The organism is Cytobacillus solani (assembly GCF_001420595.1).
GTDB lineage: Bacteria > Bacillota > Bacilli > Bacillales > Cytobacillaceae > Cytobacillus > Cytobacillus solani.
In genome coordinates this window covers 3,947,249-3,971,935 of sequence record NZ_LJIX01000006.1, presented here as the reverse complement: position 1 = coordinate 3,971,935, position 24,687 = coordinate 3,947,249, and the positions used below count along the sequence as shown (strand labels likewise).

Here is a 24,687-nt window from a genome sequence, read left to right as displayed (position 1 = left end):
AATATTAAATTGTTTTATGAAAATAGCATTAAATAGATAGGATTTTATTAAATCCATAGAAAAAAGTATTTGGAAGATATACAATAGAATAAAATTTACAGCATAATGAAACAAGGAGAATACAGAATGTCAGGCACAAAAGTAAATCCTTATGCGGTTTTGGCCATAGGTGTCATTTCCGTTTCTACTTCAGCTATCCTCGTCAAAGTATCAACTGCTCCATCTGGAGTGATTGCGTTTTATCGGATGTTTTTTTCTGTTCTATTTATGTTACCGGTATTCCTAATAAAATATGTTCCCGAGCTGCGGCTTATTACAAGACGGGATTGGATCTTCTCATTCGTAGCTGGCGTTTTCTTAGCATTTCACTTTATCCTTTGGTTTGAATCATTAAATTACACATCTGTCGCAAGCTCGACCGTGCTGGTGACATTGCAGCCGTTGTTTGCTTTTATTGGGACTTACTTTTTCTTTAAAGAAAAGTTTTCTTGGAAAGCAATTTTGAGCGGGCTAGTTGCAGTTATTGGCAGTGTCATTATAAGCTGGGGTGATTTTAAAATTAGCGGATCTGCCCTTTTTGGAGATTTCCTGGCTTTAATTGCATGTGCGTTAGTGACAGCATATTTAATGTTTGGTCAATCTGTAAGAAAGAGATTATCATTAATTACTTATACATTTGTTGTATACAGCATTAGCGCAATTACACTTTTCATCTATGTTCTTATAAGACAGGAACCTTTAGTTCCTTATGCTGCCAGTGATTGGGTCTATTTTATTCTTTTAGCACTAGTTCCTAATTTACTTGGCCATACATTATTTAATTGGTCGTTAAAATGGCTCAGTACATCAACGATTTCTATGGCCATATTATTCGAACCAGTTGGTGCAGCGATATTAGCTTATTACATACTACAGGAAGCTGTCGTTTGGACACAAGCCCTTGGAGGAGCCATCGTTATTGGTGGAGTTTCATTATTTTTATTAGATGAGCGCAGAATCCGATTGAAGGAAATGAAGAAAAATATGATTGGAGGAGTAAAGGATGGGAATTGAAACGGCTTTTTTAGATTTTCCTCTACTAGAGACCGATAGACTATTACTACGTGAAATTCGTTTGAGTGATGCACCCAATATGTACAGTTATTTTTCAAAAGACGAAGTGACAGAATACTATGATTTAGAATCGTTTACTTCTGAAAAACAAGCAGAGGATCTTATTCATAGATTTCATCAAAGATATTCAGAACGAAAGCAGATTCGCTGGGCTATCACATTAAAGGATAATGATCAGTTAATCGGGACGTGCGGGTTTCATGCGATTGAAGAAGAGCATTACAAGGCTGAAATAGGTTATGAACTGCACCCTAATTTTTGGGGGCAAGGGATAATGACCGAAGTGATTACCGCAGTCATCCATTATGGATTCAACAACATGCTCCTTAACAGAATAGAAGCTTTTTATGATCCAAGGAATGGATCGTCAGGGAGAGTCTTGGAAAAAAACGGTTTTATATTTGAGGGAGTATTAAAAAAGCGGTATTTTGAAAAAGGAAAATTTGTAGATGCTGCTATTTCTGCGATATTAAAGGATAAAATTCGCTAGATCACTGTATTATTTAATATAAATTAGTAAAGCTTGAGGGTATTCTTTTATCCTCAAGCTTTTTTAGCAAGTTTTTTTATTTGGGATATTATTCTTTAAGACCCCCACTTCTTGAAGTGGAAGTAAGGATTTTATATAAAAACATGAGTAAAGCCTGCAAATACAAATGCAGCTGTTACTGATAATATGAAAGTTCCTCCATATACTTTTTCTTCTGAGTTAGCTATTTTTATTCCCTCTATATATGAATAGGAGAATAAAAATACTGCCATTAGTACAGACAGGTAGAGTGCAGTTGTTTCCAGTAGGAATCACACCTTTCCAAAAGATAGAGTTAGTAGATAATATGCATGAACTAGTATTCCTATACCATTCTTACTTAAGAGAAAGGGTGTGATTGCTGCGGCTTTTTATCTTTTTATGTGGATAAGTAGGATAATGATATCCACAGCCTGTGAATAAAACAGTGGATTACTTTTCTTTTTCATATTTTTATTGTTAATAACTTTGTGAATATAAATGTTTTTACTCGATAGGAGTAACCATCTCGGTAAAAGAAACTTTTTAGAAAGTTAATTAACATTCATTTAGATATGTTGTCATCCCTCTTAAGAAGCGCTTCTTTTAAAATGTGTGCATTGTTATGAAGTGAGTCCTTTGCAGCGTATAGGAGAGTAATTTTTCTTGTTAAAGCGATTTGATATATTTCTTCAAAGCATTTAGACATGATAGGGTCTGTTTTAAGTTCCTCAAGATACTTGATTCGAAATTCTTCATATAGTGTAGTTCTGTGACCAAACCATTTTCGGAGTTCATGGCTGGGTGCTAATTCTTTTGCCCACACTGTCAATTTTGCTTTCTCTTTAGAAATGCCTCTTGGCCATAGACGATCGACTAAGATGCGACACCCATCCATTTGATCATAAGGCTCATAAATTCTTTTCAATATAATCTGCACCATTACTTACCTCCAAAAATTTAATGAAAATGTGAGTTAGTTCTTATTAGTATATTTCATATACATGAATCAGGAAAAGAAAGTCTTATCCCTTTATTATTAAAAAGGGATAAGAAATAAAAATTATATTGCAAACATTTTTTGGACATGTTATATTAATTTTCGTCCTTACAAAACAACATGATTAACAAATAATAAAGTTTTAAAAAGTTATTGACTAAAAACAAGGACGTGTGTTATATTAATAAAGTCGCTTCTGAGCGACCTTAAGAAATAACGTCATTGCTCTTTGAAAACTGAACGAACAAAAAAACGTCAACGTTTAATTCAAGTTTTAAAACTTAAGAGCTAATCTTACTCTTTATTGGAGAGTTTGATCCTGGCTCAGGACGAACGCTGGCGGCGTGCCTAATACATGCAAGTCGAGCGAATCTGAGGGAGCTTGCTCCCAAAGATTAGCGGCGGACGGGTGAGTAACACGTGGGCAACCTGCCTGTAAGACTGGGATAACTTCGGGAAACCGGAGCTAATACCGGATAATCCTTTTCTACTCATGTAGAAAAGCTGAAAGATGGCTTCGGCTATCACTTACAGATGGGCCCGCGGCGCATTAGCTAGTTGGTGAGGTAACGGCTCACCAAGGCGACGATGCGTAGCCGACCTGAGAGGGTGATCGGCCACACTGGGACTGAGACACGGCCCAGACTCCTACGGGAGGCAGCAGTAGGGAATCTTCCGCAATGGACGAAAGTCTGACGGAGCAACGCCGCGTGAGTGATGAAGGTTTTCGGATCGTAAAACTCTGTTGTTAGGGAAGAACAAGTACCGTTCGAATAGGGCGGTACCTTGACGGTACCTAACCAGAAAGCCACGGCTAACTACGTGCCAGCAGCCGCGGTAATACGTAGGTGGCAAGCGTTGTCCGGAATTATTGGGCGTAAAGCGCGCGCAGGTGGTTTCTTAAGTCTGATGTGAAAGCCCCCGGCTCAACCGGGGAGGGTCATTGGAAACTGGGAGACTTGAGTGCAGAAGAGGAAAGTGGAATTCCAAGTGTAGCGGTGAAATGCGTAGAGATTTGGAGGAACACCAGTGGCGAAGGCGACTTTCTGGTCTGTAACTGACACTGAGGCGCGAAAGCGTGGGGAGCGAACAGGATTAGATACCCTGGTAGTCCACGCCGTAAACGATGAGTGCTAAGTGTTAGAGGGTTTCCGCCCTTTAGTGCTGCAGCAAACGCATTAAGCACTCCGCCTGGGGAGTACGGCCGCAAGGCTGAAACTCAAAGGAATTGACGGGGGCCCGCACAAGCGGTGGAGCATGTGGTTTAATTCGAAGCAACGCGAAGAACCTTACCAGGTCTTGACATCCTCTGACAATCCTAGAGATAGGACGTTCCCCTTCGGGGGACAGAGTGACAGGTGGTGCATGGTTGTCGTCAGCTCGTGTCGTGAGATGTTGGGTTAAGTCCCGCAACGAGCGCAACCCTTGATCTTAGTTGCCAGCATTCAGTTGGGCACTCTAAGGTGACTGCCGGTGACAAACCGGAGGAAGGTGGGGATGACGTCAAATCATCATGCCCCTTATGACCTGGGCTACACACGTGCTACAATGGATGGTACAAAGGGCTGCAAGACCGCGAGGTTTAGCCAATCCCATAAAACCATTCTCAGTTCGGATTGCAGGCTGCAACTCGCCTGCATGAAGCCGGAATCGCTAGTAATCGCGGATCAGCATGCCGCGGTGAATACGTTCCCGGGCCTTGTACACACCGCCCGTCACACCACGAGAGTTTGTAACACCCGAAGTCGGTGGGGTAACCGCAAGGAGCCAGCCGCCTAAGGTGGGACAGATGATTGGGGTGAAGTCGTAACAAGGTAGCCGTATCGGAAGGTGCGGCTGGATCACCTCCTTTCTAAGGATGAAATGAAGTCTAACTTCATTAAAAGACGTTTCATTGTTCGTTCAGTTTTGAGAGAGTAATTTTCTCTCGAAACTTTTTTGTTCTTTGAAAACTAGATAATGTAATAAAGAAGAATAACCGAGTAATCGCCATCTTAGTTTTTTCTCTTATATTGAGTTTTTAAAACCAAGTAAGAGTGTAAACCATGAGGGCAATGAGCAACAAGCAGATCAAGGAAGCGACCGAGCGAGCACCGGAGCGTACCCAGTAGACCTGCCTGCAGCCCTTAGAATGGATTATGGTGCAGTATTTGTTGCGACTGCCCTGTCAGCAGCGATTGGTTCCGTAATAATGGGTCTAGTTGCCAGGTATCCGCTCAGTCTCGCTCCAGGCTTAGGTTTGAATGCCTTTTTCGCCTACTCGGTGATATTAGGAAGTGGGATTCCGTGGCAGCATGCGCTTGGTGCCGTATTTATTTCGAGTATCTTCTTTTTAATTTTAACGTTAACAGGTCTTCGTGAAAAACTAATTAATGCCATTCCGATTGAGCTTAAATATGCAGTTGGGGCGGGCATTGGTTTGTTTATTACCTTTATCGGCTTGCAAAGTGCTGGAATTATCGTAAATAATGATGCAACTCTAGTTGGAATTGGGGATTTATCAAACCCTAATACATTGCTTGCGATTTTTGGAATTATAGTGACTGTCATATTGATGACTAGAGGGGTAAAGGGCGGCGTTTTTTATGGAATGGTCATTACGATTATCGTCGGTATGATTTTCAATCTAATTGACGTACCTACTAAAGTAGTAGATGGTGTGCCTAGTATTGCTCCTACCTTTGGTGCTTTATTCTCTTCTTTTGGAGATAGTTCATTTTACACAGCAACGATGCTTGGAATTATTTTAACATTCTTATTCGTAGATTTCTTTGACAATGCAGGGACGTTAGTGGCAGTTGCGAACCAAGCTGGATTTGTAAAGGATAATAAGCTACCTCGTGCAGGTAAAGCGTTATTATCTGATTCTGTTGCTTCAGTTTCTGGATCGATTCTTGGTACATCAACCGTTACATCTTTTGTTGAATCATCTGCTGGAGTTGCTGCTGGTGCGAGAACTGGATTTGCTTCCTTAGTAACTGCAGGCTGTTTCCTTTTATCATTATTCTTTTTTCCGGTATTAAAGGTTGTAACACCAGAGGTAACTGCACCAGCGTTGATCATTGTCGGTGTGTTGATGGTATCTTCTCTTGGGAAAATTGATTGGACGAAGTTTGAAATTGCGGTCCCTTCCTTTTTAACGATGATTACAATGCCTCTCTCATACAGCATTGCAACGGGTATAGCAGTTGGATTTATTTTCTATCCGATTACAATGATTGTAAAAGGAAAAGCAAAAGAGATTCATCCAATCATGTATTTCTTCTTTGTCATCTTTCTTCTATACTTTATCTTCTTGCAATAATTTCGAAACGGAGATCCCTGTCAAAAGGATCTCCGTTTTTTTGTCTATAAAGCATAAGTAATGAAAGTAAATGATTAGGAGACTTTTGGGTAAGATACCCATAAAGTCTTCTTTTTCTTTCTTTTGGCTTATGCTTTTTTATTTATGCAAATGATAGGTCAAATGGTTGTTTTTTTGCTTATTTTAGGGAGGTTTAAGTATGTTTAAAAAAGCATTTGGTGTATTACAAAAGGTAGGTAAAGCGTTGATGCTGCCTGTTGCCCTTTTGCCAGCAGCGGGAATACTGCTTGCTCTAGGTGCGGCACTGAAGAATCCGGCACTGCTCGAGTTGGCTCCATTTCTGGATAATAACAGTGTGAAAATGGTTGCTTCAATCATGCAGAACGCTGGGGATATTGTCTTTGGAAATCTGCCTGTTTTATTTGCTGTAGGTGTAGCGGTAGGTTTGGCAGGAGGAGATGGTGTAGCAGGTTTAGCAGCCATAATTGGTTACTTAATTATGAATGTAACGATGGGCACAGCGGGANCACACTGCCAAGAAAAGCCTCTAGTGAGGATAAGGTGCCCGTACCGCAAACCGACACAGGTAGGCGAGGAGAGAATCCTAAGGTGAGCGAGAGAACTCTCGTTAAGGAACTCGGCAAAATGACCCCGTAACTTCGGGAGAAGGGGTGCTTTTTAGGGTGAATAGCCCTGAAAAGCCGCAGTGAATAGGCCCAGGCGACTGTTTAGCAAAAACACAGGTCTCTGCGAAGCCGCAAGGCGAAGTATAGGGGCTGACGCCTGCCCGGTGCTGGAAGGTTAAGAGGAGGGGTTAGCGCAAGCGAAGCTCTGAATTGAAGCCCCAGTAAACGGCGGCCGTAACTATAACGGTCCTAAGGTAGCGAAATTCCTTGTCGGGTAAGTTCCGACCCGCACGAAAGGCGTAACGATCTGGGCACTGTCTCAACGAGAGACTCGGTGAAATTATAGTACCTGTGAAGATGCAGGTTACCCGCGACAGGACGGAAAGACCCCGTGGAGCTTTACTGTAGCCTGATATTGAATTTCGGTACAGCTTGTACAGGATAGGTAGGAGCCTTGGAAGCCGGAGCGCCAGCTTCGGTGGAGGCATCGGTGGGATACTACCCTGGCTGTATTGAAATTCTAACCCATGCCCCTGATCGGGGCAGGAGACAGTGTCAGGTGGGCAGTTTGACTGGGGCGGTCGCCTCCTAAAAAGTAACGGAGGCGCCCAAAGGTTCCCTCAGAATGGTTGGAAATCATTCGAAGAGTGTAAAGGCATAAGGGAGCTTGACTGCGAGACCTACAAGTCGAGCAGGGACGAAAGTCGGGCTTAGTGATCCGGTGGTTCCGCATGGAAGGGCCATCGCTCAACGGATAAAAGCTACCCCGGGGATAACAGGCTTATCTCCCCCAAGAGTCCACATCGACGGGGAGGTTTGGCACCTCGATGTCGGCTCATCGCATCCTGGGGCTGTAGTCGGTCCCAAGGGTTGGGCTGTTCGCCCATTAAAGCGGTACGCGAGCTGGGTTCAGAACGTCGTGAGACAGTTCGGTCCCTATCCGTCGTGGGCGCAGGAAATTTGAGAGGAGCTGTCCTTAGTACGAGAGGACCGGGATGGACGCACCGCTGGTGTACCAGTTGTTCTGCCAAGAGCATCGCTGGGTAGCTATGTGCGGAAGGGATAAGTGCTGAAAGCATCTAAGCATGAAGCCCCCCTCGAGATGAGATTTCCCATAGCGTCAAGCTAGTAAGACCCCTGAAAGATGATCAGGTTGATAGGTTTGAGGTGGAAGCGTGGTGACACGTGGAGCTGACAAATACTAATCGGTCGAGGACTTAACCATAAATGATTACTCTACTTCTTCTTTAACATTATCTAGTTTTGAGAGAATAAATTTCAATTTTTCTCTTGAAAAAATTAAAAAAGACGTTATAATAAAACTTGTCTTCAAAAAAGTTTGGTGGCGATAGCGAGAAGGTCACACCCGTTCCCATCCCGAACACGGCAGTTAAGCTTCTCAGCGCCAATGGTAGTTAGGGGCTGTCCCCTTGTGAGAGTAGGACGCCGCCAAGCTTTAATAATGGAGGATTAGCTCAGCTGGGAGAGCATCTGCCTTACAAGCAGAGGGTCGGCGGTTCGATCCCGTCATCCTCCACCATTACTTTATTATGCCGGCCTAGCTCAATTGGTAGAGCAACTGACTTGTAATCAGTAGGTTGGGGGTTCAAGTCCTCTGGCCGGCATGTTTCCTAGAAAGAGCCATTAGCTCAGTCGGTAGAGCATCTGACTTTTAATCAGAGGGTCGAAGGTTCGAGTCCTTCATGGCTCACCATTTAAATAATGCGGGTGTGGCGGAACTGGCAGACGCACTAGACTTAGGATCTAGCGCCGCAAGGCGTGGGGGTTCGACTCCCTTCACCCGCATCATTTTTATCTGCGGAAGTAGTTCAGTGGTAGAACACCACCTTGCCAAGGTGGGGGTCGCGGGTTCGAATCCCGTCTTCCGCTCCAATTACTTGCCGGGGTGGCGGAACTGGCAGACGCACAGGACTTAAAATCCTGCGGTAGGTGACTACCGTACCGGTTCGATTCCGGTCCTCGGCACCACTTTAAAAAATAGCGCCCGTAGCTCAATTGGATAGAGCGTCTGACTACGGATCAGAAGGTTATGGGTTCGACTCCTTTCGGGCGCGCCATTTAAAAACGGGAAGTAGCTCAGCTTGGTAGAGCACTTGGTTTGGGACCAAGGGGTCGCAGGTTCGAATCCTGTCTTCCCGACCATTCATATTTTATGGGGCCTTAGCTCAGCTGGGAGAGCGCCTGCCTTGCACGCAGGAGGTCAGCGGTTCGATCCCGCTAGGCTCCACCATAACTCTTATAACTATATTTTGGCGGTGTAGCTCAGCTGGCTAGAGCGTACGGTTCATACCCGTGAGGTCGGGGGTTCGATCCCCTCCGCCGCTACCAAAATATTTAGGATTGCATTTAGGACCTTTAGCTCAGCTGGTTAGAGCAGACGGCTCATAACCGTCCGGTCGTAGGTTCGAGTCCTACAAGGTCCACCATATTTATTATTCGGAGGAATACCCAAGTCCGGCTGAAGGGATCGGTCTTGAAAACCGACAGGCGGGTCAAACCGCGCAGGGGTTCGAATCCCCTTTCCTCCTCCATTTAATTTAATAATACTATCGCGGGGTGGAGCAGTTCGGTAGCTCGTCGGGCTCATAACCCGAAGGTCGCAGGTTCAAATCCTGTCCCCGCAATATGGTCCGGTAGTTCAGTTGGTTAGAATGCCTGCCTGTCACGCAGGAGGTCGCGGGTTCGAGTCCCGTCCGGACCGCCATTTTTAAAATAATACATAACGTGGCTCAGTAGCTCAGTCGGTAGAGCAAAGGACTGAAAATCCTTGTGTCGGCGGTTCGATTCCGTCCTGAGCCACCATTTAGTATATTGCGGGTGTAGTTTAGTGGTAAAACCACAGCCTTCCAAGCTGTTGTCGAGGGTTCGATTCCCTTCACCCGCTCCATTATTTATAATATAATGGGCCTATAGCTCAGCTGGTTAGAGCGCACGCCTGATAAGCGTGAGGTCGATGGTTCGAGTCCATTTAGGCCCACCATAAATGATTTATTATTCCGCAGTAGCTCAGTGGTAGAGCTATCGGCTGTTAACCGATCGGTCGTAGGTTCGAGTCCTACCTGCGGAGCCATCATATGGGGAAGTACTCAAGAGGCTGAAGAGGCGCCCCTGCTAAGGGTGTAGGTCGGGTAACCGGCGCGAGGGTTCAAATCCCTCCTTCTCCGCCATATGCTGGCCCCTTGGTCAAGCGGTTAAGACACCGCCCTTTCACGGCGGTAACACGGGTTCGAATCCCGTAGGGGTCATAAGAAAAAGCTGTCAACTATAAGTTGGCAGCTTTTTTTTCGTCTAGCAGGTAATTTGAATAGAATTTCAAAAAGACCAAACGCTCGATAAAATTCGGCAAGTGCTAGATAAGACAAAAAAGTTGCTCGATAAATTCGGAAACATGCTAGGTAAAATAAGATAGTTGCTTGAAAATGTCCGAAACCTCCCATATTCAATCGAAAAATGTGCGGAACATTCAGTGTGCAGCTAGATTTATAACGAACATATGCTAATGAATATAAAAAGATCTTTTTTTGGCAGCAAATAGCTAATCAAACTTTACTTCTCTTTCCTCTAGCTTTCTTCCTGGATTGTTCAAGTCAATATCAGAAGTAATTCCAGTAGATGGCCCTCTAAATAAATCTCCTACTGCAAGTATTTTTCCATCAGGCGCTTCGAATAAAGGCGTTTTTACTTCATTTTTAGTTGCTTCATTAATTAAGTACTCTTCCTCTTTATTGCTCAATACAGTATTCCACCTTTCAAAAATTACTTTTCTTAGTTTGTCTAGTGTTAGTTGATTTTATGTCGAAATCAGATGAATGGATCAGAATCCTACCGCTTTATATCAATTTACTTCACTTATTGTCAATAAATTTAGAAAGTATTTACAAGGTTATTATTATAATCAAACGAATATATTCATGGAGGTCTACAAATAGCTTTATGGGAGAAGGGGTGTAATGAATACTGTAACTGATTATGAAATGCATTTATTTCATGAAGGAACATTATATGAGAGTTATCGTCTCTTTGGTGCGCACTTGATTAAGGAAAATGAAAGAATAAATACTCGTTTTTGTGTTTGGGCACCAAACGCTCAATCTGTCAGATTAGTTGGAAATTTTAATAACTGGAATGGAGAACGCTTTCAGTTACATAGAGTAAATAATGAAGGGATATGGAGCATTCTTATTAAAGGGGATATGCAAGGATGCATATATAAATATGAAGTCATTACACAAGATGGCAGAAGGATATTAAAAGCTGATCCTTTTAGCTTTTTTTCAGAGGTCAGGCCGAGAACTGCCTCCATTGTATACTCGTTAGAAGGCTATGATTGGAAGGACTGTGAGTGGATAAAGAAAAGGCAGGAAAGGAATCACCTTGCAGAACCAATGGCAATCTATGAAGTACATATTGGTTCGTGGAGGAAACATAAGGATGAGTCCTATTTATCCTATAAGGAACTAGCTGTGGAATTAATCCCATATGTAAAGGAGCTTGGATTCACTCATATTGAGTTATTGCCATTAACTGAGCATCCGCTCGACGAATCATGGGGTTATCAGGGGACTGGATACTATTCAGTAACAAGCAGGTATGGAACACCAAAGGAATTTATGCATTTCATTGATCAATGTCATCAACACAACATAGGGGTCATACTAGATTGGGTTCCCGGTCACTTTTGTAAGGATGAGCATGGATTATTTCAATTTGATGGTTCATTTTTATATGAATATGAAAGACCTGTTGACCGAGAAAATGCAGTATGGGGGACAGCAAATTTTGATTTAGGAAAAAAAGAAGTTCAAAGTTTCCTTATTTCGAATGCACGATTTTGGATGGAGTATTACCATATTGATGGTCTTCGGATCGATGCCGTTGCTAATATTCTATACTGGCCAAATCGCTATGGGGAGAACAATCCATATGGAACCCATTTTTTAAAAACGCTGAATCAAACAATATTATTATATGATTCTTCTTTTTTGTTGACGGCAGAAGATTCTACGGCATGGCCGGGCGTAACTTATCCAGTGCAATATGGCGGGCTTGGTTTCAATTATAAATGGAATATGGGGTGGATGAACGACATTCTTATGTATATGGAAGCATCTCCAGAACAGCGAAAATATCTTCATGGAAAAATCACGTTTTCACTGCTCTATGCATTTAAAGAGAACTTTGTCCTTCCGCTTTCTCATGATGAAGTGGTTCATGGAAAAAAATCACTTTTGAATAAAATGCCAGGCGATTACTGGCAAAAATTTGCCCAATATCGCCTGCTGCTAGGCCTAATGATGGCACATCCGGGGAAAAAATTACTGTTCATGGGATTCGAGCTTGGCCAGTTCGATGAATGGAAGGATCAATCACAATTAGATTGGAATTTGCTTGAATATGAAATGCATCGAAAGTTAAATGCATATGTTAAAGAACTTCTAGCGATGTATCACTGTTCCAAACCGCTTCATGAATTAGATTCCCTAAGTAAGGGCTTTGAATGGATTGATGTACATAATCATCAGCAATCGATCTTCTCTTTTATCCGGAAAGAAAAAGAGGAAGAAGAGCATCTTGTTGTTGTATGTAATTTCACGGAGCGTGTTTACCATGATTATCAGATTGGCGTACCGCAACAAGGTTCCTATCAAGAAATATTTAATAGCGATCACGATAAGTTTGGCGGGTCTCATTTGATTAATACGGGCCAGTTGCAAACAGAAAATATGGAATTCCATGGAAAGCCATCCTCTTTGAAAATGACCATTCCACCATTTGGAATATCAATATTACGTCCTATAAAGCATCGAAAGGAGAGAAATGAAAATGGGCAAGAAAAAGTGCATAGCCATGCTATTAGCTGGAGGAAAAGGAAGCCGGCTTCACTCATTGACAAAGAATTTAGCTAAGCCTGCAGTTCCATTTGGAGGAAAATATCGAATTATCGATTTTACTTTGAGCAATTGCACGAATTCGGGTATTGATACGGTCGGTGTTCTTACTCAATATCAGCCTCTTGTTTTGAATTCCTATATTGGAATTGGCAGTGCATGGGATTTAGACAGAAGAAATGGCGGAGTGACGGTTCTTCCGCCGTACAGTGAGTCTTCTGAAGTGAAGTGGTATAACGGAACAGCAAGTGCTATTTATCAAAATTTAAATTTTATCATGCAGTATGATCCTGAATATGTATTGGTATTGTCAGGTGACCATATTTATAAAATGGATTATGAGCGTATGCTGGAATATCATTTCAAAAAACAGGCGGATGTTTCGATTTCTGTCATTGAAGTCCCCTGGGAAGAAGCAAACAGGTTCGGCATTATGAACACAGATGCGGAGATGAGAATTACGGATTTCGTAGAAAAGCCAGAGGCTCCAAAAAACAACCTTGCTTCCATGGGGATCTATATATTTAATTGGCCCGTATTAAAGGAGTATTTAGAGAAGGATAATGGAGATTCTACTTCAAGCCATGATTTCGGTAAAGATGTGATCCCGATGCTGTTAAAGGAAAATAGGAAGTTAGTTGCCTATCCATTTAAGGGATACTGGAAGGATGTAGGCACAGTACAAAGTTTATGGGAAGCAAATATGGATCTATTGGATGAAAAATGTGAATTGAACTTATTTGATTATGACTGGCGTATTTATTCTGTTAACCCGAATCACCCGCCTCAATATATTTCACCTATCGCAAAAGTAGAAGAGTCTTTAATCAATGAAGGATGCATCATTGAGGGGGATATTGAGAGGTCTGTCCTTTTCCAAGGGGTAACTGTCGGAAAGGGTTCAATTATACGTGAAACGGTTGTCATGCCTAATGCACAAATTGGTCAAAATGTTTTTATTGAAAATGCCATTATACCAACGAATATGGTTGTACCAGATGGAACAGTTGTAAGGAAATCGGATGAAATTATACTCCTAACAGACGAAATGCTCGAGGAGATAATGCAGATTAAGAGAATTGTCTAGTATGTTTGTCGAGGCCTAAGTCTAATAAGGAGGAACCAAAATTGAATAAACGTGTCCTTGGTGTAATTGATGCGACTACTTATCATGAGGGGCTTAAGGAGCTTATGATCCATAGATCACTTGCAGCTATTCCTTTTGCGGGAAGATATCGTCTCATCGATTTTGTTCTATCGAACATGGTGAATGCCAATATTGAAAGTGTAGCGATCTTTCCAAAATTTCAATACCGTTCCTTAATGGATCATCTAGGTTCAGGTAAAGATTGGGATTTAAATAGAAAGAGAGATGGGCTGTTTTTTTTTCCATCATCCATTATAGAAGGAATACGCAGGGGGATCGGATCTTTCAGTCATTTTGCTGCAAATATGGATTATTTCCAACGCAGTAAACAGGAGTATGCATTAATTACTAATTGCTTTACTGTTTCTAATATGGATTTCAAGCCAGTATTGGATAAACATATACAAACCGGCTGTGATATTACGGAAATATATCATTTAGGAAAGTCAATGCAAATGTATCTAGTTAAAACAGCATTCCTTATTGACCTTATTCAGACAAGGGAAAAGACAGGATATACCTGCATGAGTGATGTGGTCACAGATATTTATCATACCTATCGAATATGCCGTTATGACTATCATGGATATGCAGCCATGATTGATTCTATAGAGTCTTATTTTGCAGCAAGTATGGAGCTTCTTACTCCTGAAGTATGGAATAAGCTTTTTCAAAAGGATCACCCGATTTTTACAAAAGTAAAGGATGAACCGCCAACCCGCTATTTAAGAGGCGCATCCGTCCATCATTCAATCATAGCCAATGGGTGTCAAATTGAGGGAGTTGTCGAAAATAGTATTATTTCTCGCGCGGTCAAAATTGGGAGAGGAGCAGTAGTGAAAAACAGCATTATCATGCAGAAGAGCCAGATTGGCGATCATTGTGTATTGGATTCGGTGATCATAGATAAGGACGTCAGAATTGAGACAGGAACGGTTATGACAGGCTCGAGAACATCACCCTATGTGATTCGCAAAGGTACTGGTCAAGGAGCGCTGATGAATATATGAAAATATTATTTGCCATTTCTGAATGTGTTCCTTTTGCAAAGTCTGGAGGGCTTGCAGATGTGGCGGGGGCATTGCCAAAGGAATTAGTAAGGCAAGGGATAGATATAAGAGTAATCATGCCTAAATACGGGTCAATAGAAAATAACTTAAAGGCACGTATGGAAAAGAAGACTGAATACACTGTAGAAGTAGGGTGGAGAAATCAATATTGCGGAATTGAAGAATTAGAATTTCAAGGGGTTAGCTATTACTTTGTAGACAATGAGTATTATTTTATGCGTGAAGATTTATACGGCTATTTTGATGATGGCGAACGATTTGCTTTTTTTAACAAGGCTGTATTAGATTCACTTCCACATATTCATTTTCAGCCGGATATCATTCATTGTCATGATTGGCATACAGGTATGATCCCTTTTCTTTTAAAAATGGAGTACAAGGAGAAAGAGGGCTATCAATCTATTCAAACAGTATTTACAATTCATAATTTGCTATTTCAGGGGATCATGCCGAGAGATTCACTTAAAGAATTATTTGGGTTACAAGAAAAATATGATCATGTAGATTATTTGGAGTTTTATGGATGCATCAGTTATCTGAAGGGGGCAATCATTGCTGCAGATAAAATTACAACGGTTAGCCCTACATATAAAAATGAGATTCAAACGAGTGTTTATGGAGAAAAACTTCATGAGTTATTGCAAAGCAGGTCAAATGATTTAGAAGGGATCCTAAATGGAATCGATCTGGAGCTATATAATCCAGAAAGAGATCCCTTTCTGTTGAAAAATTATAGTGAGAAAGATGTAACAAACAAACGAGTGAATAAATTGCATTTGCAGGAACTATTGGGCTTGCCAATTAAAGAGAAAACGCCACTTATTGCGATGATCACAAGGCTTACGAAACAGAAAGGAATCGATCTTGTCCGGCATGTATTTCGTGAATTGATAGCAGAAGACATTCAACTCATCATTCTTGGTACTGGTGACCATGAATACGAGCATTTTTTTCAGCAAATGGAAGCAGCCTATCCACATAAATGTAAAGCATATATCGAGTTTGACGAAGGACTTGCACATAAAGTATATGCAGGTGCAGATTTATTTCTTATGCCATCCCAGTTTGAGCCTTGCGGACTTGGCCAGATGATTGCTATGAGGTATGGAGCAGTTCCAATCGTAAGGGAAACAGGCGGATTAAATGATACGGTTTTATCTTTTAATGAACAAAGTGGGGAAGGAAATGGCTTTACATTCAGTCAGTATAATGCCCATGATATGCTTTTTACAATTGAGAGGGCACTTAGTTTTTATCGGGATGAAGCATGCTGGAGAAACATTGTGCAAAATGCGATGGCAATGGATTACAGCTGGGCACAATCGGCAATAAAGTATAAACAGCTATATTCGGAGCTCGTCTCAAGGAGTGAGATTCATGTTTACAAATAAAGAAGAGTTTAAAGAGAATTTCCTAAAAAAACTTGAGATGATGTGTGGGAAGAGCTTTGGTGAGAGTACGAAACGAGATCATTACTTTACACTTGGCAATATGGTTAGAGAGTATGTTAGCACGAATTGGATTAATACGAATGAGCGTTATCGAACGGCAAGGGAAAAGCAAGTTTATTATTTATCCATTGAATTTCTGCTTGGACGGCTGCTCCATCATAATTTATTAAATTTGGGCCTTGTGGATGTGGTCAAGAAAGGGCTCGAGGATTTAGGAATCGACCTGTATGAACTTGAAGAAATAGAACCTGACGCAGGTCTTGGAAATGGAGGACTTGGAAGACTTGCGGCTTGCTTTATGGACTCGTTAGCGTCATTAAATTTTCCAGGGCATGGCTGTGGAATCCGTTATAAGCATGGTTTGTTTGAGCAGAAAATTGTTGATGGCTATCAGGTAGAGCTTCCAGAACAGTGGCTTCGGCATGGGCATGTATGGGAAGTAAGGCGAGCAGATTTAGCGATTGAGGTTCCGTTTTGGGGAAATGTTGAGACGAAGATGGAAAATGGAAAATTGGTTTTTCGTCATGAACATACAGAAAAGATTACCGCAGTGCCATACGATCTGCCAATTGCAGGGTTTCAAACGGAAACGGTAAATACGCTCAGGCTTTGGAATGCAGAACCTTCTCCATATCCTATTCATCAGGATATTTTAACGTATAAGCGGGAAACCGAGTCAGTGTCTGAATTTCTTTATCCAGATGATACACATGATAGAGGAAAAATTCTGCGGTTAAAGCAGCAATATTTTCTCGTTTCAGCAAGTATCCGGTCGATTATTCGGTCCTTTCGAAAACAAGTTGGCGACTTATATTCACTTTCTCAACATATAGCGATTCATATTAATGATACACATCCAGTGCTGGCTATACCAGAGCTAATGAGGGTTTTGCTTGATGAGGAGGACATGAGCTGGAATGATGCGTGGGAAATCACAATAAATACGATATCCTATACCAATCATACAACCTTATCCGAAGCACTTGAAAAATGGCCCGTCCGAATTTTCCAGCCATTATTGCCGCGTATTTACATGATAGTGGAAGAAATCAATGAACGCTTTTGCCGTTTGCTCTGGGATCAGTATCCTGGTGACTGGCAGCATATTGAGCGTATGGCTATTATCGCTCATCATGAGATTAAAATGGCCCATCTAGCACTTGTAGGCAGTTATAGTGTCAATGGGGTAGCCGCACTTCATACAGAAATTTTAAAAATAAGAGAAATGAACAATTTCTATCAAATCTTCCCACAAAAATTCAATAATAAAACAAATGGAATTACCCATAGAAGATGGCTGTTAAAAGCGAATCCTCTCCTTGCGAAATTAATTACAGAAGGTATTGGGGATAAGTGGATTCGTGAACCTGAGCGTTTATGTATGCTTGCGCAATTTAAAGAGGATTTCTCATTTCTTGAGCAGCTATCAAGAGTTAAACAGCATAATAAACGAAGGCTTGCTGATAGGATTACGATGCAAACAGGAATGTCTATAAATACTGAATCGATATTTGATATTCAAGTGAAGCGTCTGCATGCTTACAAAAGACAGCTTTTAAATATTCTTCATGTGATGTATTTATATAATAGGCTAAAGGAAGATTCAACCTTTCAAATGCACCCACGCACGTTTATTTTTGGTGCGAAGGCATCCCCTGGTTATTATTATGCAAAGAAAATTATTAAATTAATTCATACGGTAGCTGATAAGGTAAATAAGGATGTACGCACAAATGAACGACTTAAGGTTGTTTTCCTTGAAAATTACCGAGTATCACTTGCAGAAGAGATATTCCCATCTGCAGATATAAGTGAGCAAATATCAACGGCTAGTAAAGAAGCATCTGGAACTGGGAATATGAAGTTTATGATGAATGGGGCGATTACCGTTGGGACACTTGATGGAGCCAATATTGAAATGAAGGAAAAGGCGGGGGCTGACAATATATTTATTTTTGGGCTCCCTGCAGAGCAAGTATTAAATTATGATCAAAATGGCGGCTATCACTCAATGGAATATTATTATCATGATAAGCGAATCCGACAAGTAATGGATCAGCTAACAAATGGTTTTTTCCCGGATTCAGATAATGAGTTTGAACCCATTTTTGATTCCTTGCTCATCGAGAATGATCAATATTTTGTCCTAAGGGACTTCGATTCATATTCGGCTATACAAGCACAGGCCGGCAAGGTTTATGAAAATCAAAATCAATGGAGAAAAATGAGCTTAATGAATATTGCAGGATCTGGCTATTTTTCTAGTGATCGTACCATTAAAGAGTACGCAAAAGATATTTGGAATATAAATCCAGGTCACTATTAACTTCTAGAAATAGGCAAAGTACAGCATCGAAAAGCTCCACCAGATTTAGTGATTTCAGAGATATCTACTTCTACAACTTTGTACCCTCTCGATAGGAGCTTTTTATTCACATTTTTATTTATTGGCATACTAAAAACCTTATTATTGCCAATAGAAAGGACATTGGCGGAATGGGTGAGCAGTTCTTCTTTTGTCATTTCAATTAAATCGTAACGTGATTTTAAAAGCTTGACTTGTTCACTTTTCACTTCACTTGAACAGATTAAAGCCTCTTTTGATGACAATATATTAAAAACATAATCGAGATGAAGGAATTCATCGTTAAAAGGAACAGGAATGACTTCATGGTGGGGCAAAATTTCTTGCATATGATTGACGGCCTGCATATCCGTCCGTGTACTGATTCCAACATAGACTGTTTCTCTGTCGATGATAACATCACCGCCTTCGATGTTGCAGCCAATTAGTTGTTGAAAGGGGATATTTTCCAAATCCAACCGTTGTTTAAGCAGGGTTTCTTCGTTTTGACGATGATAGGTTTGTATTTCGGTAACATAGATCGTATCGCCGATCGTAAAACCAATATCACGAGTGAACACTTGATCTGGAAATTTTTTGTCTGGCGGAAGAAGAATTACATCTACACCGTGGCTTTCTAGAGCACTAACAAAATGTTTATGCTGTTTTATGGCAAGATCAATATTGATTGATACATTTTTAAATACCTTATGGTTAGGATCATTTATGGACATATAGGTTGGTTCACATAAGACAACTTTTTGAAGGGTACTGTATTCGGTATGACAGAAAATATTGCGCTTTACGGCCATATATTGATCCTCCTGATAGGCTTTAAAAGAAATTTACGCCCTTACAGGATGAAAGTGGCGTATAAGGTTTAGTATGAGCGTTAATGGTAAAATCATGACGGAAAGAAAAAAGCCTTTGCCTGAAGGCAAAGGCTTTCGTGTTTTTTTAGATGAAATAACCAATAAAAAGACCAATGGATAATAAGAATCCGAAGATCGTATTTGTTTGTGCAGTTGCTTTCATGGCAGGCATCATTTGAATCGGAATTGTTTTTCCGATAAATCCCTTTGTCGCTTTAATCGCTTTCGGTGCACTTAGTACAACGATAGCAAGCCATGGAGAGATAATATTTAACGCAATTAGGATGAAAACCCATGCATAGGAAACAATAAACATTCCAGCAAGTAATTTAATAGCCGCTTTTCTGCCGATTAAAATAGCTAGTGTTTTCCGGCCAAATTCCTTGTCACCATCTAAATCACGGATATTATTAGAAAGCATTATGGCTCCAACTAGAATAAAAATTGGAATTGACACTAAAACGCTTGTAGAAGTCACGGTACCAGTTTGAATAAAGAATGAAATCAGGATTATGATCATTCCCATAAAGAACCCAGATACGATTTCCCCAAAAGGCGTATGAGCGATTGGCATTGGACCACCCGTATATAAATAGCCAATTAGCATACAGAAGAGGCCAACAAGCGCAAGCCACCAGCTGCTGCTGCTGCAAATATAAATTCCTAAAAGTAGAGCGATACCGTAAAGAGAAAGGGCTACACTCAGAATGGTTTTTGGCTTAATGCCTTCACGGACAATCGCCCCGCCGATTCCGTGTGAATCTTCCGTATCCAGTCCTCTTACATAATCATAGTATTCATTAAACATATTCGTTGCAGCTTGAATAAGTAAGCTTGCAATTAACATCGCCAGAAATAATCCAAAATGAAGATCTGTTTCGTACATAGCTAATGCTGTTCCAAGCAAGACAGGTACGAAAGATGCGGTTAGTGTGTGTGGTCTTGTTTGCTGCCACCAAACCTTCCAGGTTTTCTTCGAATTAGAAGGCTGAACATTCATATGCGTCTGTGGTTGCATCTAACTCTCCCCTTGTTATCTATATTTAAGTAACAACTCATTTTAACTTTATCAAACCTATTTATTATATCGAACAACTCCTGCTTCTGTCAAAATGCATGGTGCAAACTTTTATCTTTTAATAGTTGGTTTTGCTCAAATTCTTTGGTTTATGATAGAAGAGAAAAACAGTCACGAGTGAGTACGATCATTGACATTTGAATGATAAGAAGTGTATGTTAAAATTAGCTTAGACGATGGATAACAGCTATAGGCTGTTGTTGGAGGGATTTTTTTGGTTACGATACAAGAAACGGAACTAAAAGAAGGAATCCTGAAAGCGATTGAGAGGGCAAAGGCCTTATCTAAACCAGTTTTAGTAAGTGAAGTGCAGGAAATTAATCATATAGAACCTCTTACTTTTTTCGCAGCAGGACACGAGCCTTTTTTAGGGGAGCGTTTTTTCTGGAAAGACCCAGCCGATGAAACTTTTATAATCGGACTTGGAATATGCAAGCAAATTCAATCGGATCAGGCGGCTGACCGCTTTTTTCTTGTGGAAGAAGAATGGAAAAACTTTATTGAGGATGCGATTATCGATAATCCATTTCAACTGAATGGAATCGGTCCTTTAATGTTCGGAGGATTTTCATTTGATCCGTATAAAGAGAAAACAAGATTGTGGTCTAAATATTCAGACTCTCTTTTTCATATTCCAAAATTTATGTACAGTGAAATAAATGGACGCACCTTTTTTACAACGAATATTGTATGCACACAGCATGATGATCTATCTCTTGCAGAGGCTGTACAAAAGGAAAGAAGAACACTATTTACAGCACTTGCAGATGACATTTATCAAGAAAAATATGAACTCATAAATGAAGACGAGATCAATCCTGAAAAATGGAAGGATACCGTAGCAGAAGTTGTAAATGAACTGAAACAAGGAGAGTTAAATAAAGTTGTCCTTGCAAGAGAAACAAGATTGCATTTTAGCCAATCCATTCAGTTAGAACAAGTTTTGATGAATTTATTTAAACTACAGCGTGAAAGCTTTATTTTTGCATTTGAATCGAATGGGGATTGCTTTATCGGTGCTTCGCCTGAACGTCTGGTGAAAAAAAGTGGGGCAAGCTTTTTCACCACCTGTCTTGCAGGTTCAATAGCAAGAGGGAAAACAGAAGAGGAAGACCGGGTATTGGGTGATACATTGTTAGCAGATCCGAAAAATATCATTGAGCATGAATATGTTGTACGGATGATAAAAGCGGCAATGGAAGAGGTATGTGAAGAAGTCACTATGCCGAGTAAGACTCAACTGCTGAAAACGAGAGATATTCAGCATCTTTACACCCCAGTAACGGGAAAGGCAAAAAAAGATACTTCCTTGCTTCTATTAGTTGACCGATTGCATCCGACACCTGCCTTGGGAGGACTGCCGAAAGAGAAGGCAGTCGAGAAGATAAGGGAAGTGGAGGAACTGGATCGTGGCTTTTATGGTGCCCCATTAGGCTGGGTGGACTATAAAGGAAATGGGGAATTCGCAGTATCGATCAGATCGGGACTAATTCAAGGAGACGAGGCTTCGCTCTTTGCAGGCTGTGGTGTTGTTGAGGATTCCAACCCAGAAAGTGAATATGTGGAAACGAAGATTAAATTTCGACCGATGCTAACGGCACTTGGGGGGAGTAATTAATGAATCATCAAGAAGCTTTAACCTCTTATATTGCAGCATTTGTATCCGAATTATATAAGAATGGGGTAGAGGACGTAGTTGTAAGCCCTGGTTCTAGGTCTACCCCGATGGCAATGGTAATGGCAGAACATCCTGAACTTCGTGTACATGTTCATGTAGACGAACGTTCCGCTGCCTTTTTTGCATTAGGTATCGCAAAGGCTTCCAAAAAGCCAGTAGCTATTTTATGTACATCAGGCACAGCTGCTGCTAACTATTTTCCAGCAATTGTAGAGGCGAATATAGCAAGGGTTCCATTAATCGTTATGACTGCGGATCGTCCGCATGAATTAAGGGATGTAGGAGCTCCACAAGCAATTGACCAAATTCATTTATATGGCAACCATGTTAAATGGTTTGTAGAGATGGCATTGCCGGAAAATTCTACAGAAATTACTCGGTATGCGCGTACAGTTTGTGCGAGAGCAGCAAGTACTGCCCTTCGAGCCCCAGCGGGACCTGTTCACTTGAATTTTCCGTTTAGAGAACCATTAATTCCACAATTGGACCGAGAAGATTTATTTGAACCACGTGAGCGTTCTAACGGGTATGTGAAGATTCAGTCTGGTGAATTGACTTTAAGTAATGAGCAATACAAGGAAATAGCTGAAAGTATCAGCACATACAAAAAAGGTATGATTGTTTGTGGATCGCTTGAGTCTGATGGGTTTGCTGAAGCTGTAACAAGTCTTGCTAAGAAGCTGCAGTATCCTATTCTTGCAGATCCACTTTCTCAATTGAGAAGTGGAAAACATGACGGAACATATATTATTGATACATATGATACATTTTTAAAAAATGAGGATGCAAAGGATGTTTTAAAGCCAGATCTCATCATCAGGTTTGGTGCTATGCCAGTATCTAAGCCGTTAACCATTTTCCTTAAAGAAAATCATGATGTCCGGCAGTTTGTAGTTGATGGCGGCGGCGGATGGCGTGATCCTGGCATGGTATCCTCTGAGATGATCTATAGTGAAGAATCATTGTTTTGTAAATCGGTCAGCACTTTTATTAGTCCAGTGGAAGATACTAGCTATTTTGCACAGTGGGAAGAAATTAATCAATTAACACGCCGTGAATTAGCAGCCATCAGCGAGCTGGACGTATTAAGTGAAGGCAAGCTATTCTATCAATTAGCTGAAAAGCTTCCTGATGGAGCAACATTATTTGTTGGCAATAGCATGCCTATACGTGATTTAGACACCTTTTTCCATTTTAATAACAAGTCGATTCGAATCATGGCGAATCGAGGAGCAAATGGCATTGATGGGGTTATTTCAACGGCTTTAGGGGCAGGAACCTGTTCACAGCCACTTTATTTAGTTCTAGGGGACTTAACCTTTTTCCATGATTTAAATGGGTTAATTGCTGCGAAGCAGTTTGGCATCAATATTCATATTCTATTAATTAATAATAATGGGGGAGGAATTTTTTCATTTCTGCCACAAGCAAGCCATCCAAAGAACTTTGAAAAATTGTTTGGCACTCCATTAGATTTGCAATTTGAGCATGTAGTAAAAATGTACGGGGGACAGTATGAGTTGATTTCTAATTGGACACATTTTACAACTGTCCTTCAATCAGAAGTGTCTGGTTTAAGAGTGACGGAGATTACCACAAATAGAGACCGGAATATCTTGGAGCATCGCGAATTATGGGATGCGGTTTCCCGGGAAATAGGTCGATTACTGGATGACAAATGCTGATGAATTTTGACATTGATGGACTTACCTATTATGTAGACGTATGGGAGACCGCTCATAATCAAAGAGAAACAGTATCTATTGGGAATAAACCTTTAGTTTTGCTGCATGGTTTTACAGGGAATGCAAGCTCTTGGAGAAAACTAAAGCCTCATTTTGAGGGGATCACGAATGTATTTGCCATTGATATTGTAGGTCATGGGAAAACAGATGCTCCTGAGGATGTTTCTAGATATACGATCGAATCAGCAGCAAGGGATATTGATTTGATCTTTGAACAAATGGGGATTGAACAAACCAATATTTTAGGCTATTCAATGGGAGGCAGACTTGCGTTAACGTTTGCGCTTAAATACCCAAATAGAGTAGAAAAGTTAATTCTAGAGAGCGCTTCTCCTGGTCTTGAAGAAGAGGAGCAGCGGGCAGCAAGGCGAATCCAAGATGAGAAGCTTGCGATACGAATTCTGGAGGAGGGTATCCCTTCCTTTATTGACTATTGGGAGAACATTCCTCTGTTTGGCACTCAAAAAAGATTAGCAGAAAATATTCAAGAAGAAATCCGTAATCAGCGTCTAACAAATTCTCAGATTGGAATAGTTAACAGCCTTAAAGGAATGGGAACGGGTTCTCAGCCTTCGTGGTGGAATCAGTTAGATGAGCTTTCCATGCCTGTTCTTTTGCTTACAGGAAATCTAGATGAAAAATTTTGTCAGATTGCTGATAGGATGCAAGGAATCATGAAGAATGCGCGCAGAATAACGATTTCTGAGTGTGGCCATGCAATACATGTGGAGAAACCAAAAATATTTGGTACAATAGTAAGTGAATTCTTGTCGAATGAAAAAGGACAGGCTTTAAGCCCCTTTTTAATGAGGGAAGATATACATACAAAGGAGGATTCAGTT

13 protein-coding genes, 20 tRNA genes, 2 rRNA genes, 2 pseudogenes and 2 other annotated features are annotated in these 24,687 nt (G+C 40.9%); of the genes and pseudogenes, 33 read left to right on the top strand and 4 right to left on the bottom strand.

Annotation, left to right across the window (positions count from 1 at the left end; translation table 11 throughout):
- Positions 1-126: 126 nt before the first annotated feature.
- Positions 127-1,053 carry a DMT family transporter gene (locus AN957_RS21765; protein WP_053474616.1) on the top strand — a complete coding sequence of 309 codons (927 nt, stop codon included), beginning with the start codon at positions 127-129 and terminating at the stop codon, positions 1,051-1,053.
- On the top strand, positions 1,043-1,603 hold the full coding sequence (locus AN957_RS21760; RefSeq protein ID WP_053474617.1) for a GNAT family N-acetyltransferase: 561 nt from the start codon (positions 1,043-1,045) through the stop codon (positions 1,601-1,603). The genes AN957_RS21765 and AN957_RS21760 overlap by 11 nt, the downstream gene beginning before the upstream one ends.
- Before the next feature lie 583 nt (positions 1,604-2,186).
- Here the strand turns inward: AN957_RS21760 and AN957_RS21755 are convergent.
- Positions 2,187-2,564 (bottom strand): DUF488 domain-containing protein, encoded by a 378-nt coding sequence (locus AN957_RS21755; RefSeq protein ID WP_053474618.1) that lies wholly within the window; start codon positions 2,562-2,564, stop codon positions 2,187-2,189.
- A gap of 358 nt (positions 2,565-2,922) precedes the next feature.
- On the opposite strand from AN957_RS21755, the gene AN957_RS21750 reads away from it, so the two are divergent.
- The 23 genes and pseudogenes from AN957_RS21750 (at position 2,923) to AN957_RS21630 (ending at position 9,817) form a co-directional block, all read left to right on the top strand.
- Positions 2,923-4,473: ribosomal RNA gene (locus AN957_RS21750) — 16S ribosomal RNA — on the top strand.
- 258 nt (positions 4,474-4,731) lie between these two features.
- Positions 4,732-5,925 (top strand): annotated as a pseudogene (locus tag AN957_RS21745) (NCS2 family permease); the annotation flags it as partial.
- Between the two features lie 270 nt (positions 5,926-6,195).
- Positions 6,196-6,891: a sequence feature (23S ribosomal RNA rRNA prediction is too short), on the top strand.
- Between the two features lie 3 nt (positions 6,892-6,894).
- Positions 6,895-7,764 (top strand) — a sequence feature (23S ribosomal RNA rRNA prediction is too short).
- Positions 7,765-7,889: 125 nt separating this feature from the next.
- Positions 7,890-8,006, top strand: a 5S ribosomal RNA gene (gene rrf, locus AN957_RS21730).
- 9 nt (positions 8,007-8,015) lie between these two features.
- A tRNA-Val gene (locus AN957_RS21725) sits at positions 8,016-8,091 on the top strand.
- 12 nt (positions 8,092-8,103) lie between these two features.
- Positions 8,104-8,176, top strand: a tRNA-Thr gene (locus tag AN957_RS21720).
- 13 nt (positions 8,177-8,189) lie between these two features.
- A tRNA-Lys gene (locus AN957_RS21715) sits at positions 8,190-8,265 on the top strand.
- A 10-nt stretch (positions 8,266-8,275) separates the two neighbouring features.
- Positions 8,276-8,357, top strand: a tRNA-Leu gene (locus AN957_RS21710).
- Between the two features lie 12 nt (positions 8,358-8,369).
- A tRNA-Gly gene (locus tag AN957_RS21705) sits at positions 8,370-8,444 on the top strand.
- Between the two features lie 7 nt (positions 8,445-8,451).
- Positions 8,452-8,540: transfer RNA gene (locus AN957_RS21700), tRNA-Leu, on the top strand.
- 12 nt (positions 8,541-8,552) lie between these two features.
- Positions 8,553-8,629: transfer RNA gene (locus tag AN957_RS21695), tRNA-Arg, on the top strand.
- Between the two features lie 8 nt (positions 8,630-8,637).
- Positions 8,638-8,714, top strand: a tRNA-Pro gene (locus tag AN957_RS21690).
- 12 nt (positions 8,715-8,726) lie between these two features.
- Positions 8,727-8,802 (top strand) — tRNA-Ala (locus AN957_RS21685).
- Between the two features lie 21 nt (positions 8,803-8,823).
- Positions 8,824-8,900: transfer RNA gene (locus AN957_RS21680), tRNA-Met, on the top strand.
- A gap of 21 nt (positions 8,901-8,921) precedes the next feature.
- Positions 8,922-8,998, top strand: a tRNA-Ile gene (locus AN957_RS21675).
- 12 nt (positions 8,999-9,010) lie between these two features.
- Positions 9,011-9,103, top strand: a tRNA-Ser gene (locus AN957_RS21670).
- Positions 9,104-9,122: 19 nt separating this feature from the next.
- Positions 9,123-9,196, top strand: a tRNA-Met gene (locus tag AN957_RS21665).
- 3 nt (positions 9,197-9,199) lie between these two features.
- Positions 9,200-9,276 (top strand) — tRNA-Asp (locus AN957_RS21660).
- A 22-nt stretch (positions 9,277-9,298) separates the two neighbouring features.
- A tRNA-Phe gene (locus AN957_RS21655) sits at positions 9,299-9,374 on the top strand.
- An 11-nt stretch (positions 9,375-9,385) separates the two neighbouring features.
- Positions 9,386-9,459: transfer RNA gene (locus AN957_RS21650), tRNA-Gly, on the top strand.
- Between the two features lie 16 nt (positions 9,460-9,475).
- Positions 9,476-9,552: transfer RNA gene (locus tag AN957_RS21645), tRNA-Ile, on the top strand.
- Positions 9,553-9,567: 15 nt separating this feature from the next.
- Positions 9,568-9,642 (top strand) — tRNA-Asn (locus AN957_RS21640).
- Positions 9,643-9,648: 6 nt separating this feature from the next.
- Positions 9,649-9,739 (top strand) — tRNA-Ser (locus AN957_RS21635).
- A gap of 6 nt (positions 9,740-9,745) precedes the next feature.
- A tRNA-Glu gene (locus AN957_RS21630) sits at positions 9,746-9,817 on the top strand.
- A gap of 290 nt (positions 9,818-10,107) precedes the next feature.
- On the opposite strand, the gene AN957_RS21625 is transcribed toward AN957_RS21630, so the two are convergent.
- Positions 10,108-10,305, bottom strand: coding sequence for a hypothetical protein (locus AN957_RS21625; protein ID WP_053477435.1), 198 nt, complete (start codon positions 10,303-10,305; stop codon positions 10,108-10,110).
- 217 nt (positions 10,306-10,522) lie between these two features.
- Between AN957_RS21625 and glgB the strand changes: the two genes are divergently transcribed.
- Genes glgB through AN957_RS21600 form a run of 5 tightly spaced genes read left to right on the top strand, consistent with a single transcriptional unit; the run spans position 10,523 to position 18,454 of the window.
- On the top strand, positions 10,523-12,478 hold the full coding sequence (gene glgB / locus AN957_RS21620) for a 1,4-alpha-glucan branching enzyme (RefSeq protein ID WP_053477434.1): 1,956 nt from the start codon (positions 10,523-10,525) through the stop codon (positions 12,476-12,478).
- Positions 12,396-13,547: a glucose-1-phosphate adenylyltransferase gene (locus AN957_RS21615; protein WP_053477433.1), complete on the top strand. Its 1,152-nt coding sequence runs from the start codon at positions 12,396-12,398 to the stop codon at positions 13,545-13,547. Before glgB ends, AN957_RS21615 begins: the two co-directional genes overlap by 83 nt.
- Positions 13,548-13,588: 41 nt before the next feature.
- A complete protein-coding gene (locus AN957_RS21610) occupies positions 13,589-14,617 on the top strand; it encodes a GlgC family sugar phosphate nucleotidyltransferase (protein ID WP_053477432.1) in 1,029 nt (342 codons plus the stop codon).
- Positions 14,614-16,068, top strand: a complete 1,455-nt coding sequence (gene glgA / locus AN957_RS21605) for a glycogen synthase GlgA (RefSeq protein ID WP_056686068.1) — start codon at positions 14,614-14,616, stop codon at positions 16,066-16,068. The genes AN957_RS21610 and glgA overlap by 4 nt, the downstream gene beginning before the upstream one ends.
- A complete protein-coding gene (locus tag AN957_RS21600) occupies positions 16,055-18,454 on the top strand; it encodes a glycogen/starch/alpha-glucan phosphorylase (RefSeq protein WP_056686065.1) in 2,400 nt (799 codons plus the stop codon). Before glgA ends, AN957_RS21600 begins: the two co-directional genes overlap by 14 nt.
- Here AN957_RS21600 and AN957_RS21595 read toward each other — a convergent pair.
- Together AN957_RS21595 and AN957_RS21590 are read right to left on the bottom strand one after the other, a co-directional pair.
- The gene (locus AN957_RS21595; protein ID WP_053477429.1) at positions 18,451-19,284 is read right to left on the bottom strand and encodes a dimethylarginine dimethylaminohydrolase family protein; all 834 of its coding nucleotides are present in this window, start codon (positions 19,282-19,284) and stop codon (positions 18,451-18,453) included. The two genes, AN957_RS21600 and AN957_RS21595, sit on opposite strands and share 4 nt — an antisense overlap.
- Positions 19,285-19,429: 145 nt before the next feature.
- Entirely contained in the window at positions 19,430-20,362 is a 933-nt protein-coding gene (locus tag AN957_RS21590) for a 1,4-dihydroxy-2-naphthoate polyprenyltransferase (RefSeq protein ID WP_053477428.1), read from the bottom strand.
- 274 nt (positions 20,363-20,636) lie between these two features.
- Between AN957_RS21590 and AN957_RS21585 the strand changes: the two genes are divergently transcribed.
- From AN957_RS21585 to menH, 3 genes and pseudogenes are all read left to right on the top strand, one after another.
- A complete protein-coding gene (locus AN957_RS21585) occupies positions 20,637-22,040 on the top strand; it encodes an isochorismate synthase (RefSeq protein WP_053477427.1) in 1,404 nt (467 codons plus the stop codon).
- Positions 22,040-23,785 (top strand): 2-succinyl-5-enolpyruvyl-6-hydroxy-3-cyclohexene-1-carboxylic-acid synthase, encoded by a 1,746-nt coding sequence (gene menD / locus AN957_RS21580; RefSeq protein ID WP_056686062.1) that lies wholly within the window; start codon positions 22,040-22,042, stop codon positions 23,783-23,785. The genes AN957_RS21585 and menD overlap by 1 nt, the downstream gene beginning before the upstream one ends.
- Positions 23,779-24,603, top strand: a pseudogene (gene menH / locus AN957_RS28625) (2-succinyl-6-hydroxy-2,4-cyclohexadiene-1-carboxylate synthase); the annotation flags it as partial. The gene menD and the pseudogene menH, both read left to right, overlap by 7 nt.
- Positions 24,604-24,687: the final 84 nt, after the last annotated feature.

Coding starts and splice junctions, on each gene's coding strand:
- AN957_RS21765 (WP_053474616.1), top strand. CDS start 127: ATGTCAGGCACAAAAGTAAATCCTTATGCGGTTTTGGCCATAGGTGTC.
- AN957_RS21760 (WP_053474617.1), top strand. CDS start 1,043: ATGGGAATTGAAACGGCTTTTTTAGATTTTCCTCTACTAGAGACCGAT.
- AN957_RS21755 (WP_053474618.1), bottom strand. CDS start 2,564: ATGGTGCAGATTATATTGAAAAGAATTTATGAGCCTTATGATCAAATG.
- glgB (WP_053477434.1), top strand. CDS start 10,523: ATGAATACTGTAACTGATTATGAAATGCATTTATTTCATGAAGGAACA.
- AN957_RS21615 (WP_053477433.1), top strand. CDS start 12,396: ATGGGCAAGAAAAAGTGCATAGCCATGCTATTAGCTGGAGGAAAAGGA.
- glgA (WP_056686068.1), top strand. CDS start 14,614: ATGAAAATATTATTTGCCATTTCTGAATGTGTTCCTTTTGCAAAGTCT.
- AN957_RS21600 (WP_056686065.1), top strand. CDS start 16,055: ATGTTTACAAATAAAGAAGAGTTTAAAGAGAATTTCCTAAAAAAACTT.
- AN957_RS21595 (WP_053477429.1), bottom strand. CDS start 19,284: ATGGCCGTAAAGCGCAATATTTTCTGTCATACCGAATACAGTACCCTT.
- AN957_RS21590 (WP_053477428.1), bottom strand. CDS start 20,362: ATGCAACCACAGACGCATATGAATGTTCAGCCTTCTAATTCGAAGAAA.
- menD (WP_056686062.1), top strand. CDS start 22,040: ATGAATCATCAAGAAGCTTTAACCTCTTATATTGCAGCATTTGTATCC.